At 58.7% G+C, this 14,831-nt stretch carries 13 protein-coding genes; 12 read left to right on the top strand and 1 reads right to left on the bottom strand.

Annotation, left to right across the window (positions count from 1 at the left end):
• Position 1: 1 nt before the first annotated feature.
• The gene (locus tag J7416_RS17250; protein ID WP_209226549.1) at positions 2-943 is read right to left on the bottom strand and encodes a LysR substrate-binding domain-containing protein; all 942 of its coding nucleotides are present in this window, start codon (positions 941-943) and stop codon (positions 2-4) included.
• Positions 944-1,071: 128 nt separating this feature from the next.
• Here J7416_RS17250 and J7416_RS17245 point away from each other — a divergent pair, with 128 nt between their 5' ends.
• The 12 genes from J7416_RS17245 (at position 1,072) to J7416_RS17190 (ending at position 14,831) form a co-directional block, all read left to right on the top strand.
• On the top strand, positions 1,072-1,767 hold the full coding sequence (locus tag J7416_RS17245) for a hydrolase (protein ID WP_209226548.1): 696 nt from the start codon (positions 1,072-1,074) through the stop codon (positions 1,765-1,767).
• A gap of 119 nt (positions 1,768-1,886) precedes the next feature.
• Entirely contained in the window at positions 1,887-3,683 is a 1,797-nt protein-coding gene (locus J7416_RS17240; RefSeq protein ID WP_209226546.1) for an amidohydrolase, read from the top strand.
• Between the two features lie 48 nt (positions 3,684-3,731).
• Positions 3,732-5,432 carry an amidohydrolase gene (locus J7416_RS17235; RefSeq protein ID WP_209226545.1) on the top strand — a complete coding sequence of 567 codons (1,701 nt, stop codon included), beginning with the start codon at positions 3,732-3,734 and terminating at the stop codon, positions 5,430-5,432.
• A gap of 11 nt (positions 5,433-5,443) precedes the next feature.
• Entirely contained in the window at positions 5,444-5,704 is a 261-nt protein-coding gene (locus J7416_RS17230) for a DUF1427 family protein (RefSeq protein WP_209226543.1), read from the top strand.
• On the top strand, positions 5,701-6,522 hold the full coding sequence (locus J7416_RS17225) for an efflux RND transporter periplasmic adaptor subunit (RefSeq protein ID WP_209226541.1): 822 nt from the start codon (positions 5,701-5,703) through the stop codon (positions 6,520-6,522). The genes J7416_RS17230 and J7416_RS17225 overlap by 4 nt, the downstream gene beginning before the upstream one ends.
• Positions 6,523-6,566: 44 nt before the next feature.
• Positions 6,567-6,821, top strand: a complete 255-nt coding sequence (locus tag J7416_RS17220; RefSeq protein ID WP_348540290.1) for a GNAT family N-acetyltransferase — start codon at positions 6,567-6,569, stop codon at positions 6,819-6,821.
• Positions 6,805-8,403 (top strand): MFS transporter, encoded by a 1,599-nt coding sequence (locus tag J7416_RS17215; RefSeq protein WP_209226537.1) that lies wholly within the window; start codon positions 6,805-6,807, stop codon positions 8,401-8,403. Before J7416_RS17220 ends, J7416_RS17215 begins: the two co-directional genes overlap by 17 nt.
• 201 nt (positions 8,404-8,604) lie before the next feature.
• Entirely contained in the window at positions 8,605-9,189 is a 585-nt protein-coding gene (locus tag J7416_RS17210) for an ANTAR domain-containing protein (protein WP_209226535.1), read from the top strand.
• On the top strand, positions 9,186-10,355 hold the full coding sequence (locus tag J7416_RS17205) for an ABC transporter substrate-binding protein (protein WP_209226534.1): 1,170 nt from the start codon (positions 9,186-9,188) through the stop codon (positions 10,353-10,355). Before J7416_RS17210 ends, J7416_RS17205 begins: the two co-directional genes overlap by 4 nt.
• Before the next feature lie 271 nt (positions 10,356-10,626).
• On the top strand, positions 10,627-11,991 hold the full coding sequence (locus J7416_RS17200) for a CmpA/NrtA family ABC transporter substrate-binding protein (RefSeq protein WP_209226532.1): 1,365 nt from the start codon (positions 10,627-10,629) through the stop codon (positions 11,989-11,991).
• Between the two features lie 72 nt (positions 11,992-12,063).
• On the top strand, positions 12,064-13,146 hold the full coding sequence (locus J7416_RS17195; protein WP_209226531.1) for an ABC transporter permease: 1,083 nt from the start codon (positions 12,064-12,066) through the stop codon (positions 13,144-13,146).
• 5 nt (positions 13,147-13,151) lie between these two features.
• Positions 13,152-14,831: an ABC transporter ATP-binding protein gene (locus J7416_RS17190; RefSeq protein WP_209226529.1), complete on the top strand. Its 1,680-nt coding sequence runs from the start codon at positions 13,152-13,154 to the stop codon at positions 14,829-14,831.

The following is a 14,831-nucleotide window of genomic DNA, read 5'->3' as shown; positions in this document are numbered from 1 at the left end:
GTCAGGTGATGGCGCCGCCAAACCCGGCGCCATCCTCCAACACTGCGGCCTCTTCCCGCGACCAGTTGATGAAACTGGCGATTTCTGGTCGAGTCTCATCCCCTTTTTGGCAAATCACGAAGTAGCTAACATGCATCGGAAGCACCGGACCAAATGGCATCACAAGGCGACCGTCCAGCATCTCGTTGCGGGCCAGAAACCGCCTTGCCAGAACCACGCCAGCCCCATTGACGGCTGCGTCAATGGCATGGTCAGCAGCCTGCCGTTCAAACCGCATCCCGCGCTGAGCCCCAGCGGTATCGAGGCCAGCCCTGGAAAACCAACCGGACCAGTTCAGGTTCTGCCCGAAAACTTCGGCACTACTGTCATGCACAAGGGGCGCGCGGACAATATCGGTCGAACACTTCAGATCCAGCTGGGCAATCAAGTCGGGGCTTGCCAACGGGACCAGATAATCCTCGCAGAGTTTTACCGCGAACAGCCCCTCGCCCGGCGCACGTGTAAACCGGATCACCACGTCCGGCCCATCTTTTCCGAAGGTGGTGATCTGGCTGACGGTTTCAAAGCTCACTGGCAATTCCGGATAGCGCTCGGCGAACCGATGCAGGCGCGGCAAAAGCCATTTGCGGATGATCGGGCCACTGGATTCCACGCGCAATGGTTGGGTCGCCTTTGGCCGCACCTGGTCCACCGCGTCGCGCAACTGCAGGAACGCGGACGAGACCGCGGGCTGCAAGGATTGCCCCGCTTCGGTGAGCGCCACGGCCCGCACGGCGCGGGTAAAAAGCTTGACGCCAAGATCATCCTCCAGGGCCCGAATTTGCTGACTGACCGCCCCTGGCGTCACCGCAAGCTCTGCCGCAGCGTCTTTGAACGACGACAGGCGGGCGGCCGCCTCGAAGGCGCGCAAAGAGGACAAAGCAGGAAGGCGGCGAAACGGCATGGCGATAGGTTAGCAGAACTAAACTATCGGGCAAGAATCTATCGTTTGTCGCCCACACTTTTTCACCCCACTTGCATTGGCAAGACACCCCGGCGTTCCAATCGCCACACCTTTCAAGGAGCCCAGACATGAGCACTGAAAAACTGCAAGTTCTCACCCCTCAGAACAGCCAGCTGATCTTTATCGACCACCAGCCGCAGATGGCGTTTGGTGTGCAATCGATCGACCGGCAGACGTTGAAGAACAACACTGTGGGCCTGGCCAAAGCAGCCAAGATCTTTGACATCCCGACCACGATCACTACGGTCGAAACCGAAAGCTTTTCGGGGCACACATATCCCGAACTGCTGAGCGTCTTCCCCGAGCATCCGCTGCTGGAGCGCACCTCGATGAATTCGTGGGACGACCAGAAGGTCCGCGATGCGTTGGCTCAGAACGGGCGCAAGAAAGTGATCGTTTCGGGCCTTTGGACCGAGGTCTGCAACACGACATTTGCGCTCAGTGCGATGCTGGAAGGCGGCTATGAGATCTACATGGTTGCAGACGCCTCGGGCGGCACGTCGGTCGATGCGCACAACTATGCGATGGACCGCATGGTACAGGCCGGCGTTGTCCCGATGACCTGGCAGCAAGTGTTGCTGGAATGGCAACGCGATTGGGCGCACCGCGACTCGTACGACGCCGTTATGGACCTCGTGAAAGAGCACTCGGGCGCTTACGGTATGGGCGTCGATTACGCCTACACCATGGTGCACAAGGCGCCCGAACGGGTTGAGCACGGACCGACCGTCGATCCGGTGCCCGCGCCCATCGCCGCCGAGTAAGCCGGCGCATCCTGTCCGGGGCCACCTCCCCTGCCCCGGACAGAATTCCTCAGCACACATCCCAGACCGGCCCGTCGGGCCGGGACGATCCCCTTTGCCCAGAAACAAGGTGACCGACCATGCCGACCCAGATTGACCGCCGCCAGCTATTGGCAGGAACTGCCACCCTGATTGCTGCCCCTTTGTCAGCCGCTGCTCAAACGCAAACGGCAGACCTGGTGTTGGTGAACGGGAAGGTTACGACGATGGACCCGGCAAAGCCCGACGCTTCTGCTCTGGCTGTCAAAGACGGACAGTTTATCGCGGTCGGTAGCGATGCTGAGATACGTCCAATGGTTGGGCCGTTCACGCAAGTTATCGACGCGCGCGGTCAACGGGTGATCCCCGGTCTGAACGACAGTCACACACACGCCATCCGGGGCGCGGTGAACTACAATCTTGAGGTTCGCTGGGACGGTGTCGACAGTCTGGAAGAAGCTCTGCACCTGCTGCGCATGCAAGCCGAGCGCACGCCAGAGGGCCAGTTCATCCGCGTCGCCGGGGGGTTTAGTGAGTTCCAGTTCAAAGAAAAGCGCCTGCCGACCGTGGCCGAGTTGGATGCGGTTGCGCCCAACCATCCTGTTCTGATCCACCATCTCTACAAGCTTACACTGCTGAACACGAAGGCGGTTGAATGGTACGGATATAATGAGCCCGGTCATCCGGAATACCCCGGTGGGATCATCGAAAAAGATGTGGACGGGACTGCAACAGGCCGGTTGCTTGCCGCACCCTCGGGGCTGGTGATGTATCGCACGCTGGCGTCCGCGCCGAAGCTGTCGATCCGCGACCAGATCAATAGTTCTCAACAGTATTTCGACACATTGAACGGCCTAGGTATCACGTCTGTTTCAGACGCAGGTGGCGGAGGGATGGAGTTCCCGGACGCCGACCCATATCGCGTCATCGGCTGGATGCATGATGAGGGGCTGCAGAGTGTCCGCATCGGCTATCATTCCTTCCCGCAGCACAAAGGGCAGGAACTGTCCGACTATCAGAAATGGACCGCCAGCACGCGTGCCGGTACTGGAGATGATTTGCTGAAGTTCGTCGGTGCAGGCGAAAACCTCGCTTGGGCGTCCTATGATTACGAGATTTTCGCAGACGCGCGGCCCGACATCGACGCGGATGCCGAAGACTATCAGCGCCAGATCATGACCGTTTTGGGCGAAGGTGGCTGGCCGTTCCGCCAGCACATCACCTATGACGAGACAGGTGATCGCTTGCTGCCCGTTTACGAAGACGTCGCCAAGGGTGCGGGTTTGACGCCGGGGTGGTTCATCGACCATGTCGAGACCTTCAGCCAACGCAACCTCGAACGCATCGCCGCACTTGGCGGTGGCATCGCCTTGCAGAACCGCATTCAATTCCAGGCCGAGGACTTTGTCGCGAACTACGGCATGGAAAAGCTGAAAACAACGCCCAATTTCCGCGCGATCCTCGATCTTGGCGTGCCCGTCGGCGGCGGTACGGATGCGACGCGTGTGACCTCGTTCAATCCGTGGTTCTCGATCCAGTGGATGACCACCGGCCTCTCACGCGGGGGTATGCCGATGTATGACGACGCAAACCTGCTGAGCCGCGAAGAAGCCTTGCGCGTTTGGACTACGGGCTCCGCCTGGTTCACCGGGGATGCCGGCCGCAAGGGCGCGATCACTCCGGGTCAGTTGGCCGATTTCGCTGTCCTCGACCGGGATTACTTTACCGTCACAGATGCCGAAATTGCCAAACTGAAATCCGAGCTGACCGTGATGGGGGGTGAGGTTGTCTTTGGTTCTGGCCCCTTTGCCCATCAGGATCTGCGACACATCCCGCCGATCAGCCCGGACTGGTCCCCGGTGATCCTGCAGCAGACCCAACCGTTGACGGTTTTCTGAAAAAAACCGGACCCTAGTGCCCCTAACTACCTTTCACGGAGACGCAGAATGGCGGACCTAATACTCTATAACGGGCGTATCACAACGTTCGATCCTGATCGGCCAGAGGCCACCGCCATAGCGATTTCCGGCGGAAAAATCCAAGCCACCGGAACCGATGGCGAGCTGATGGCCGATGCAAAGGACGCTGAGACCATCGACCTGCAAGGCCGCCGGGTGATCCCCGGCTTGATCGATAGCCACACGCATATCATCCGACAGGGCAACAACTTTGCGATGGAGCTGCGCTGGGATCATGTGCCCTCTTTGGCGGACGGTCTGGCGATGCTGAAGGCACAGGCGCAACGCACACCTGCCGGTCAATGGATCCGCGTCGTGGGCGGATGGTCAGCGGATCAGTTCGCCGAAAAGAGACTGCCAACGATTGACGAGATCAACGCCGTGGCACCCGATGTGCCTGTGTATGTCTTGCATCTCTATGATCGGGCATGGCTGAACAAAGCGGCCTTGCGCGCGCTTGGGATCGACAGTCATTACTACGAGCCGTTTATCTCGGGCCGTTTGGAGCGAGATGACAATGGCAATCCAACGGGCCTCGCACTGGCGCGCCCGAATGCGCAGCCTCTCTACGCATTACTCGACATGGCCCCGAAGCTGGACTTTGAACAGCAAGTTCTGTCGACCAAACACTATTTCCGCGCACTGAACGGACTGGGCCTGACATCGGCGCTAGACTGTGCGGGCGGTTTTCTGAATTACCCGGACGACTATGGCGTAATCAGCGAACTCAACCGCCGGGGCGAGCAGACGGTTCGGATCGGATATCAGTTGTTTGCGCAGCGACCAACGTTGGAGCTGGACGACTTCAAACGCTGGAATGACATCGTAAAGCCGGATCAGGGCGACGATTTTCTGAAATGCGTCGGCGCGGGTGAGATGCTTGTCGCCTCGGCTTATGATTTCGAAGACTTCTCTTTTCCCCGCCCGGAACTGCCCAAGCGCATGGAAGGCGACTTGAAGCCCGTTCTGGAATATCTGTTCGAAAACCGCTGGCCGATCCGCTTCCATTGCACCTATGAGGAAAGCGCCCACCGTCTGCTGTCGGTTGTCGAGGAAGTCGGTCGCGACAAGGGGCTTGAAGAACTCAACTGGATCTTCGACCACGGCGAGACCGTCTCTGAGAAGACTATGGAATGGGTGGCCCGGCTCGGAGGCGGCATTTCCTACCAGAACCGTATTGCCTTCCAAACGACCGCGTATCGGGATCGCTATGGTGAATCCGCTCTGCGCGACGTGATGCCGGTGAAGAAGATGATGGCGTCGGGCGTGCCGCTGGCAGCTGGAACCGACGCAACACGCGTGTCCTCGTACAACCCATGGCTCGCGATCCATTGGGCTGTCTCGGGCAAAGGGCGCGGTGGCGACATGATCTGGTCTGCCGAAAACCGGCTGAGCCGCGAGGACGCCTTGCGCCATTGGACCGCGGCCGGGGCCTGGTTCAGTCGGGAACAGGGCAAAAAAGGGCAATTGAAATCTGGCCAGTTTGCCGACCTCGCTGTTTTGGACCGCGACTACTTTACCGTTGCCGAAGATGAGATCGCGGATATCTCTGCCGACCTGACACTGACAGGCGGTAAAATCGTCCACGCCAAGGGCGCATTTGCAAGCTTTAGCCCCGAACCGCTTGCCGAGCTGCCCGACTGGTCCCCGATCAATTCATTCGGCGCGCCTGGCGTGCTTGTAGCCTGACGGAGAGCGACATGGACTGGAAAGCATACGTTTTTTCTCTGTCGGTTGGCGTGCTGGTCGGAGTGATCTACGCACTGCTGAACACACGCTCGCCCGCGCCGCCGATCATAGCGCTATTGGGTTTGCTCGGCATGCTTATCGGCGAAAGTCTGGCAGGCTGGGCAAAAAAACAACTGACCATAGAAGAAGCCGCAGCCGAGTGCCTGCACACCAAAAGCTTTGCCCAGGAACAACCAGAGGCTGCCCAACCCGCGAAAGGGGACGTGGCATGAACAAGATCGTCGCATTCACCGCAATCCTGCTGCTAGGATCTGCTGCATCCGCCGATGTGCTCGAGTTCGAGGGCACTGTCCTTCCCTCTGAGCGCGGTATCATCACCAGCCAGATCGACGGTGTCGTCGAGACCGTTTTCCACGAAAGCGGTACGCGCGTGCCGCAGGGGGAGCCTCTTATTCAATTGGACAAAACCGACGCGGGTTTGGTTTTGGAGATGGCGAACGCTCGACTACAGCAGGCCCAAGCCACATTGGCCGCATCCAAGGCCCGTGCAAACCGTCAGCGCGAACTTCTGAGCCGCGGAATAGCTGCAGAAGCCGCGGCAAACCCGGCCATTACAGCCCAGAAGGTCGCTGAAGCAGACCTGGAACTGGCGCGCACCGAAGTCACCGCTGCAGAAGTTGCGCTGAACCGAACAGTGATCCGAGCGCCAATCGCAGGCGTCGTCTCAAAAGCTTCGCCAGCAAAAGGAATGTATATCGAGGCCGAAGCCGATCAGGGGTTAGGAGAGGTCATCGTGATCGATCCCGTTTTGGTTGCTTACGAGGTTGACTACGAAACTCGCTTGGACACCATGGCCAAAGCCGGTGTTTCGTCGCTTGAGGCTCTTTTCGAACGCCTCAGTGTTTCGGTCTCGCTCACAAACGGAACCATCGTTCAGGACGGGCTGTCCCCGGAACGCGCCAGCCTTGAGCTGAGCGACGCAGGCGACCTGACCGTTTGGCTGCGCGTCCCAAATCCAGATCAGCTTTTGCGCCCTGGTCTTTCGGTGCGTGTAACCTCGACTCTATCACATTCGGGAGTTCAAAATTGACCCTCCAAGCGACGATTACCCGCAAAGACTCTGATGCAAAAGCCGTGTATTTGGGCACCCTGCCCGGCTTGGACGGTGCCGCAGAACTGACGTTGTCAAAGACCAGCGACACGCTGGTGATTGCAGACGGAACAATTGTACCCGACAGCCTCCGCGGCATGGGTGTTGGACAGCAACTGGTCGAGCGATTGATCGCGGACGCTCGCTCAGCGGGCCAGCGTGTGGTTCCCCTGTGCCCATTCGTACGGGCGCAGGCCATGCGCCACAAAGAGGAGTGGGCCGATGTCATCCAGTTCTGAGGTCGCCGCACCTGTTTCCGCGTGGTCACCATTTCGATATCGCGCATTTGCGCTGCTGTGGTGCGCCACTCTGATCTCGAATGTCGGGACATGGATGCACGAGGTTGGCGCAGGCTGGTTGATGACCGAACTCAGCCCGTCGCCGGCTGTGGTATCCCTGGTGCAGGCCGCAACGACCTTGCCGGTTTTCCTGTTTGCTTTGTTCGCCGGGACACTGGCGGACCGGTTGGACAAACGTCGCATGCTGATCGTGATCAACGTCATAATGATGTTTGTCGTGGCCGCGCTTGCTGTTCTTGTGCAGTTGCAGGCGATTACGCCTGTGATCCTGATCCTATTCACACTCGCCGTTGGAACCGGGGCGGCTTTCATGGCTCCGGCCTGGCAGGCCGTCGTGCCCTCACTGATTCCGCGTGACAACCTGCAGTCAGCGATTGCGCTCAATTCGATGGGCATCAATATCAGTCGGGCGATCGGCCCGGCATTGGCCGGTGTCCTGATCGTAAGCGTCGGGCTGTCTACGCCTTTCGTCGTCAATGCGATCAGCCACCTTGTGATCATCGCGGCCTTGCTGGCCTGGAAACCCGAAGCAGCGCCCAGAAAAAGCGGGCACCAACCGATAGTGTCCGAAATGGCAACGGGACTGCGTCATGCCCGCTATAACCATGCGCTGCTGGCGACATTGATCCGGGCAGCTGCGTTCTTTCTGTTTGCTTCCGCCTATTGGGCCATGTTGCCCCTGATCGCGCGCAGCATACCCGAAGGCGGCGCCGAGCTTTATGGCCTTTTGTTAACTCTTGTCGGCGCAGGCGCAGTGACCGGAGCCATTGCTTTGCCCAGACTGCGAGGCGACGCCTCGGCTGATCAGGTCGTCATTGCGGGAACAGGCGGAACAGCTGTCGCATTGGTTCTGCTTGCCGTTGCGAACAATTCAGGGGTCGCGATGCTGGCCGCTTTCGTCGGTGGGTTTGCTTGGATCGCGGTGCTGACCACATTCCATGTGTCCGCGCAATTGGCCTTGCCGAATTGGGTCCGAGCGCGCGGCATGGCCATTTTCCTGATGGTCTTTTTCGGGTCCATGGCGCTCGGAGCGACACTTTGGGGACAGGTGGCGCAAGCCTACGGCCTGTCCGTGGCCCTGATCATTGCAGCCGCCGGTCTGGTGTTCGGTTCGGCAATCACCCGAAAGGCCAAGCTTGGCCAGGGCGAAAACCTGGACCTGAGCCCCGCAATGCTGTGGCCCGCCGCACCCGATCTGGACTTGGAGACTGACCAGTCCGCTGATCGTGCCGCGCGAGTTCAAATTGAATATCGCATTCGCCCGGAAGACCGCACAGAGTTTATTCGGGCCCTGAATGCTTGGTCTGCGCAGCGATACCGCGACGGCGCCTTCAAGTGGTCCCTGATACAAAGTGTCGAAGATCCGGAAGTCTGGATTGAAAGCTTTGAGGTTGCCAGTTGGAACGAACACCTTGCTCAGCATGAAAGGCTTACGGTGTCGGATAGCTTTGAACAGGCAGAGATAAAGAAGTTCGACATTCGTGAGTCAGGCCCTGTTGTGCGTCATTACCTTCACTTTTGATCGTGCCACAGAGTGACAGCATCATAATCATCGACGGACCAGCGCGTATCGCGCTGCGCCCTTCCAAAGCTGAAGATCAACTGCGCAGTCTTACTGCATCAGGCCCGAAAGCGCTGATTTATTAGGCAAGCCCGCACAAAATTGGGACATTCGAAGGCTTTCGGATTGAGGCTACCGATATCTGGCTCCAGCTGAATCGCCATGAGCCAAAACCTCACTGTCGTTGTTGTCGAGCAAAACCAAGAGCGCGCCTTTGCAATTGTCGATGCCCTGAAAGAGTCCGGGGACGTGGACGTCTTTGTGATCGGCAGCGTGTCAGGACTTGCGCGCAAGATTGCCACGCACAGCCCCGATATCGTGTTGATCGACGTCGACAACCCGTCCCGCGACATGCTGGAAGAGCTGACCGTTGCCTCGGGCCCTATGGAACGCCCCGTCGCGATGTTCGTGTCCGGCGCAGCCGGGGGTTTGGCCAAGGCAGCGGTTGAGGCCGGTATGTCAGCTTATGTCGTCGATGGCCTTAAGGCCGATCGCATAAAGCCCGTCATGGATACCGCCATCGCCCGATTTCAGATGCTGCGGCAGATGCGCGTGGAATTGGAAGAAACCCGACGCGCATTGGAAGAGCGCAAGCTGATTGACCGCGCCAAGGGCCTGCTGATGAAGGCCAAAGGCATTCAAGAAGACGAGGCCTACGCCTTGCTGCGCAAAACTGCGATGAACCAGAACCGGCGCGTTGCAGACGTGGCCGAGGCCTTGGTGACAGCGTCGGGGTTGCTCTCATGAGAACGGTAACGCTGCCTGTCGCTTACATGCCTTTGGTGGACGCGGCCCCGCTGATTGTCGCGCGCGAAATGGGGTTCGACCATGCAGAAGGGATCTCGCTGGATCTGCGCCCTGCACCATCGTGGTCATCGCTGCGTGATATGCTGGCATTCGGCCATGTCGACGCAGCACATCTGTTGTCTCCGGTGCCTGTTGCGATGGCTTTGGGTTTGGGCGGTATCGCAACTCCGCTTTCCGCAGTTTCGGTCCTGTCCCTGAATGGCAATGTCATCGGTGTCGGCACCAAACTGGCCAAGCGACTGGCGGATATGGGGTATGAGTTCGATTTTTCAGATGCCCAAGCCGCCGGGGCCGCATTGGCCCAGGCCGCTAGTGATGTTCTTGTCTTTGGCGTTCCATTTCCGTTTTCGATGCATGTCGAATTGTTGCGCTATTGGGTCGCCGGAACCGGGCTTGCGTCAAAAAAGGTCGAAATCCGCACCGTCCCGCCACCACTGATGGCGCAAGCCCTGGCCAGCGGTGAGATTGACGCGTTCTGTGTGGGCGAGCCTTGGGGTTCGTTCTCGGTAGACGATAACGTCGGCGCCTTGCTGTTGCCTGGCCGAGCGATCTGGACCTGCGCACCAGAAAAGGTCCTAGCCGTCAGGAACGATTGGGCGGAAACCGAGCCCCACCTTTTGGGCAGCCTCATGCGGGCGGTTTGGCGCGCGGGTCGGTGGCTGTCCAACCCGGACAGCCGAACCACCGCATCAGAGATGCTATCGCGCAAAACCTACCTCAATGTCTCGCCCGAACTGATCGACCGCGCCCTGATGAGTGAGTTCACGATCTCTGCGCGCGGAGAGCAGCGCCAAGTGGAGGGATTTGTCGAGTTCTTTGATGGCGCGGCAACCTTCCCCTGGCGTAGTCAGGCGAAATGGGTTGCGCATCAACTCGCAAAGCGAAACGGGTTGGACCCTGCGACGGCTGAACGACAGGCGGCCAAGGTCTTTCGCAGCGATCTCTATCGTCGCGAATTGCAAGGTCTGGGTGTTGAAACACCCGGCGCATCCGAAAAGGTGGAAGGGGCATTGACCGAGTCGACGGCTGTGGCTTCGGCGACGGGCAGCCTGATTCTGCCGCAAAACATGTTTTTCGACCGACGCATTTTCGAGCCGACAGGATAAGGTTGCACATTTTTTTTGCACCGCAGCATTCCACCGCGCTGCATTGCAGAAAATTCCACGTCAAAATGGCGAATTTTGGTGACGACCCGACATGCGGCTGCCTTAATCATCTCATCGGAAGGCAACGAAGCCCACCGACAGAATTCGCCCAAAGCCAGGGGCAACTAACAAGAGCAAAGCCGCTCGACCAACCGCCATCTCCTCCCGGCGGTCTGTGTCGGCGGCTTTTTTGTTTGCCCAACGGAAATGGGCTGAACCGAAAGGGACCGAGATGAAAAAGCTACTTCTGAGCCTCGCTGCGACGACAGCGCTTGTGTCTCCGGCATTGGCCGAGCTGGAGCTTGAAAAAGACGAACTGACTTTTGGCTTTATCAAACTGACCGACATGGCACCGTTGGCAGTTGCTTACGAGAATGGATATTTCCTGGACGAAGGCCTGTTCGTCACGCTTGAGGCGCAGGCAAACTGGAAAGTGCTGCTGGATGGCGTGATCGACGGTCAATTGGACGGCGCACATATGTTGGCCGGGCAGCCTTTGGCCGCAACAATCGGCTACGGGACCGAGGCGCATATCATCACCCCTTTTTCGATGGACCTGAATGGCAACGGCATCACCGTTTCCAACGAGATTTGGGAAGAGATGAAGCCGAATATCCCGGTGATGGACGACGGCCGCCCGCAGCATCCCATCAGCGCCGAAGCGTTGGCTCCGGTCGTTGAGAAGTACAAATCCGAAGGCAAGCCGTTCAACATGGGCATGGTTTTCCCGGTTTCGACCCACAATTACGAGCTGCGTTATTGGCTGGCCGCAGGCGGCCTGCATCCGGGATATTATAGCCCCGAAAACGTGACCGGTCAGATCGGCGCGGATGTGTTCCTGTCCGTGACCCCTCCACCACAGATGCCCGCCACGCTCGAGGCCGGCACGATCTATGGCTATTGCGTAGGCGAGCCCTGGAACCAGCAGGCCGTATTCAAAGGGATCGGTGTTCCGGTCATCACGGATTATGAGCTTTGGAAGAACAACCCCGAAAAGGTATTCGGTATCACAGCTGAGTTCGCCGAGGAGTATCCGAACACCACCCTGGCGGTGACCAAGGCTTTGATCCGTGCGGCGCAGTGGCTGGATGAAAATGACAACGCCAACCGCCCCGAGGCCGTCGAAATCCTCAGCCGTGCGGAGTATGTGGGCGCGGATTATGACGTCATTGCCAACTCGATGACCGGCACGTTTGAATACGAGAAAGGCGATAAGCGCGAAGTCCCCGATTTCAACGTGTTCTTCCGCTACAACGCAACATACCCGTTCTACTCGGACGCTGTCTGGTACCTGACACAGATGCGTCGCTGGGGTCAGATCGCCGAGACCAAGCCCGATAGCTGGTATGACGAGGTGGCTAAGTCGGTCTACAAGCCCGAGATTTATCTGGAAGCAGCCAGACTGCTGGTCGACGAAGGGCTGGCGAATGAGGCCGACTTCCCTTGGGACAGCGATGGCTACAAAGCGCCGACCCCGGCCGAGGATATCATCGACGGTATCGCCTATGACGGCCGCACGCCCAACGCCTACCTCGAAAGCCTCTCCATCGGTCTGAAAGACGGTCAGAAGATCGTCGGTTCGGACGTGCAAGGCTAATCCCGAAACGCCGCGCCCGGCATCGGTCGGGCGCGGACCCCAAAGTGCCCCGCCATCGCAAGGACACATCAAATGACAACCGTCGATCCAGAATTCAACGCAGACGCCGCCCGAGAGGCACGTCGCGCCCGCCTTTTCACCCGCATCAACGCTGCCGACAAATGGTTTCAGGTTCTGGGCCTCAGCTGGGCCACCCCGGTCCTGAAAGCCGCCGCCGGGGACAACCCCCGCGCCCAGATGACCGAGATCTGGCGTCTGCTGATCGTACCCATTCTGTCGATCTGCGCCTTCCTGCTGCTGTGGGCATCACTGGCGCCGAAAGTGCAAACCTCTTTGGGTGCGGTGCCGGGCCCCGCTCAGGTTTGGGAGGAGATGGTTAGTCTGAACGAGGACGCCAAGGCAAAAGCCACCAAACGTGCGAAGTTCGAGGCCATGGTCGAGAAACGCAACCAGAAGTTCATTGATGCAGGCCAGCCCGAAAAAGTGAAAGACGTCGCCTTCACTGGGGCTCCGACCTACTACCAACAAATCTGGACCTCGATCAAAACCGTATTCTTTGGGTTTCTGATCGCCACTGTCATCGCGGTTCCGCTTGGGATCGCAGCCGGTCTGTCGCCCACCGCAAATGCCGCGTTAAACCCGCTGATCCAAATCTTCAAACCGGTCTCGCCCTTGGCCTGGCTACCGATCGTGACCATGATCGTCTCGGCCGTTTATGTCACGAATGACGGCTGGTTCGCGAAATCCTTTTTGATCTCAGCGATTACCGTGACCCTGTGTTCGCTGTGGCCCACGTTGATCAACACATCGTTGGGTGTGGCATCGATCGACAAAGATCTGGTGAACGTCTCCAAAGTTCTGAAAATGAACACTTATACCAAGATCACCAAGCTGGTCCTGCCCTCGGCGCTGCCGCTGATCTTCACCGGCCTTCGCCTGTCGCTTGGCGTGGGTTGGATGGTCCTGATCGCGGCTGAGATGCTGGCGCAGAACCCCGGTCTGGGCAAGTTTGTCTGGGACGAATTCCAGAACGGCTCGTCCAGCTCACTCGCCAAGATCATGGTCGCGGTCTTCACCATCGGCATTATCGGCTTCCTGCTGGACCGGGTGATGTACGCGCTGCAATCCCTTTTCACCTTCACGAATAACCGGTGAGCGCGATGAGCATCCTAAGCTTCAAAAACGCCTCAAAGTCATTCGGCGAAGGCACCGCGCGAACCGATGTGCTGAAAGGTATCGATCTGGACGTGCAAGAGGGTGAGTTTCTGGTGATCCTCGGCTTCTCAGGCACAGGCAAGACGACCTTGATCAACCTGATGGCCGGTCTGGACACGCCTACCAGTGGAGAGGTCACGTTCAAAGGTGCCCCGATCAAGGGTCCGGGTCCGGAACGAGGTGTGATCTTTCAGAACTACTCGCTGATGCCCTGGCTGACTGTCAGCGGCAACGTGGGACTGGCCGTGGATACAGTTTTCCCCGGCCTCAACAAGGCAGAGAAAGCTGAGAAGGTCGCGCACTACGTGCAGATGGTGGGCCTTAGCCATGCCGCAACGCGTCGTCCGGCGGAGCTGTCTGGCGGTATGCGCCAACGGGTCAACGTCGCGCGCGCCTTGTCAATGAACCCAGAAGTTTTGTTGCTAGATGAACCTTTGTCCGCGCTTGACGCACTGACTCGCGCCAATCTGGCCGATGAGATCGAACACATCTGGGAAGCCGATAAGAAAACCTGCGTGCTGATCACCAATGACGTGGACGAGGCGATCATTCTGGCCGACCGCATAATTGCCCTGAACCCTGATGGCACGCTGGGGCAGGAGTTCCGCGTCTCGATCCCGCGCCCTCGGGAACGCGGGGCCATGAACAACGATGAGACCTTCAAACGCCTGCGCGCTGACGTCACCAAGTACCTGATGGATGTTGGGATCGAGGCCAAGGTCGAAGGCTCGCGCATCTTGCCCGACGTTACGCCGATCCATGGCGTGCCAACAGCGGTGGCAGAGGCGCAAAAGGGAATGATCCAAGATCGGTTCCTCGACTTCTCGCAATTGCACAAGGTCTACCCGACGCCAAAAGGCCCGCTAACCGTGGTCGAGGATTTTGACCTGAAGATCGACAAGGGTGAGTTTATCTCTCTGATCGGCCATTCGGGCTGCGGTAAATCCACGGTTTTGACCATGGCGGCAGGTCTTAATGACATCTCGAAGGGCGCAATCAAGCTGGATGGGCGTCATGTCGAAGGCGCTGACCCTGAACGCGCCGTTGTGTTCCAGTCGCCGAACCTGTTCCCATGGCTCAGCGCCAAGGAAAACGTCGCGATTGGGGTCGACAAGGTCTATCCCAAGGCCAGTATGGCCGAGCGGCAGGATGTGGTGGAATACTACCTGGAACGCGTCGGTCTGGCCGATGCGATGGACAAATCCGCAAGCGATCTATCCAACGGCATGAAGCAACGCGTCGGTATCGCGCGCGCCTTCGCTCTGTCGCCCAAATTACTGTTACTGGACGAACCCTTCGGAATGCTCGACAGCCTGACCCGCTGGGAATTGCAGGAAGTCCTTATGGAGGTCTGGTCCCGCACCAAGGTCACCGCGATCTGCGTGACCCATGACGTGGACGAGGCGATCCTGTTGGCCGACCGTGTGGTGATGATGACCAATGGACCGAAGGCGACAATTGGCAAGATCACCAAGGTCGACCTGCCCCGTCCGCGCACCCGCAAAGCCCTGTTGGAGCATCCGGACTACTATGCCTACCGCCAGGAAGTCCTCGATTTCCTCGAAGAATACGAACACGGCGCCAAGCCCAAAACACCCGCCCCCAAGGCGATCGCAGCGGAGTGA

This window comes from Ruegeria sp. R14_0 (assembly GCF_017743975.1).
GTDB lineage: Bacteria > Pseudomonadota > Alphaproteobacteria > Rhodobacterales > Rhodobacteraceae > Ruegeria.
This window is presented reverse-complemented; position numbering and strand designations above follow the sequence as displayed.

What these genes read in the sequence shown, in the direction of transcription:
- J7416_RS17225 (WP_209226541.1), top strand. Translation starts at nt 5,701, where the DNA reads ATGAACAAGATCGTCGCATTCACCGCAATCCTGCTGCTAGGATCTGCT.
- J7416_RS17190 (WP_209226529.1), top strand. Translation starts at nt 13,152, where the DNA reads ATGAGCATCCTAAGCTTCAAAAACGCCTCAAAGTCATTCGGCGAAGGC.
- J7416_RS17215 (WP_209226537.1), top strand. Translation starts at nt 6,805, where the DNA reads ATGTCATCCAGTTCTGAGGTCGCCGCACCTGTTTCCGCGTGGTCACCA.
- J7416_RS17195 (WP_209226531.1), top strand. Translation starts at nt 12,064, where the DNA reads ATGACAACCGTCGATCCAGAATTCAACGCAGACGCCGCCCGAGAGGCA.
- J7416_RS17245 (WP_209226548.1), top strand. Translation starts at nt 1,072, where the DNA reads ATGAGCACTGAAAAACTGCAAGTTCTCACCCCTCAGAACAGCCAGCTG.
- J7416_RS17240 (WP_209226546.1), top strand. Translation starts at nt 1,887, where the DNA reads ATGCCGACCCAGATTGACCGCCGCCAGCTATTGGCAGGAACTGCCACC.
- J7416_RS17205 (WP_209226534.1), top strand. Translation starts at nt 9,186, where the DNA reads ATGAGAACGGTAACGCTGCCTGTCGCTTACATGCCTTTGGTGGACGCG.
- J7416_RS17210 (WP_209226535.1), top strand. Translation starts at nt 8,605, where the DNA reads ATGAGCCAAAACCTCACTGTCGTTGTTGTCGAGCAAAACCAAGAGCGC.
- J7416_RS17250 (WP_209226549.1), bottom strand. Translation starts at nt 943, where the DNA reads ATGCCGTTTCGCCGCCTTCCTGCTTTGTCCTCTTTGCGCGCCTTCGAG.
- J7416_RS17200 (WP_209226532.1), top strand. Translation starts at nt 10,627, where the DNA reads ATGAAAAAGCTACTTCTGAGCCTCGCTGCGACGACAGCGCTTGTGTCT.
- J7416_RS17230 (WP_209226543.1), top strand. Translation starts at nt 5,444, where the DNA reads ATGGACTGGAAAGCATACGTTTTTTCTCTGTCGGTTGGCGTGCTGGTC.
- J7416_RS17235 (WP_209226545.1), top strand. Translation starts at nt 3,732, where the DNA reads ATGGCGGACCTAATACTCTATAACGGGCGTATCACAACGTTCGATCCT.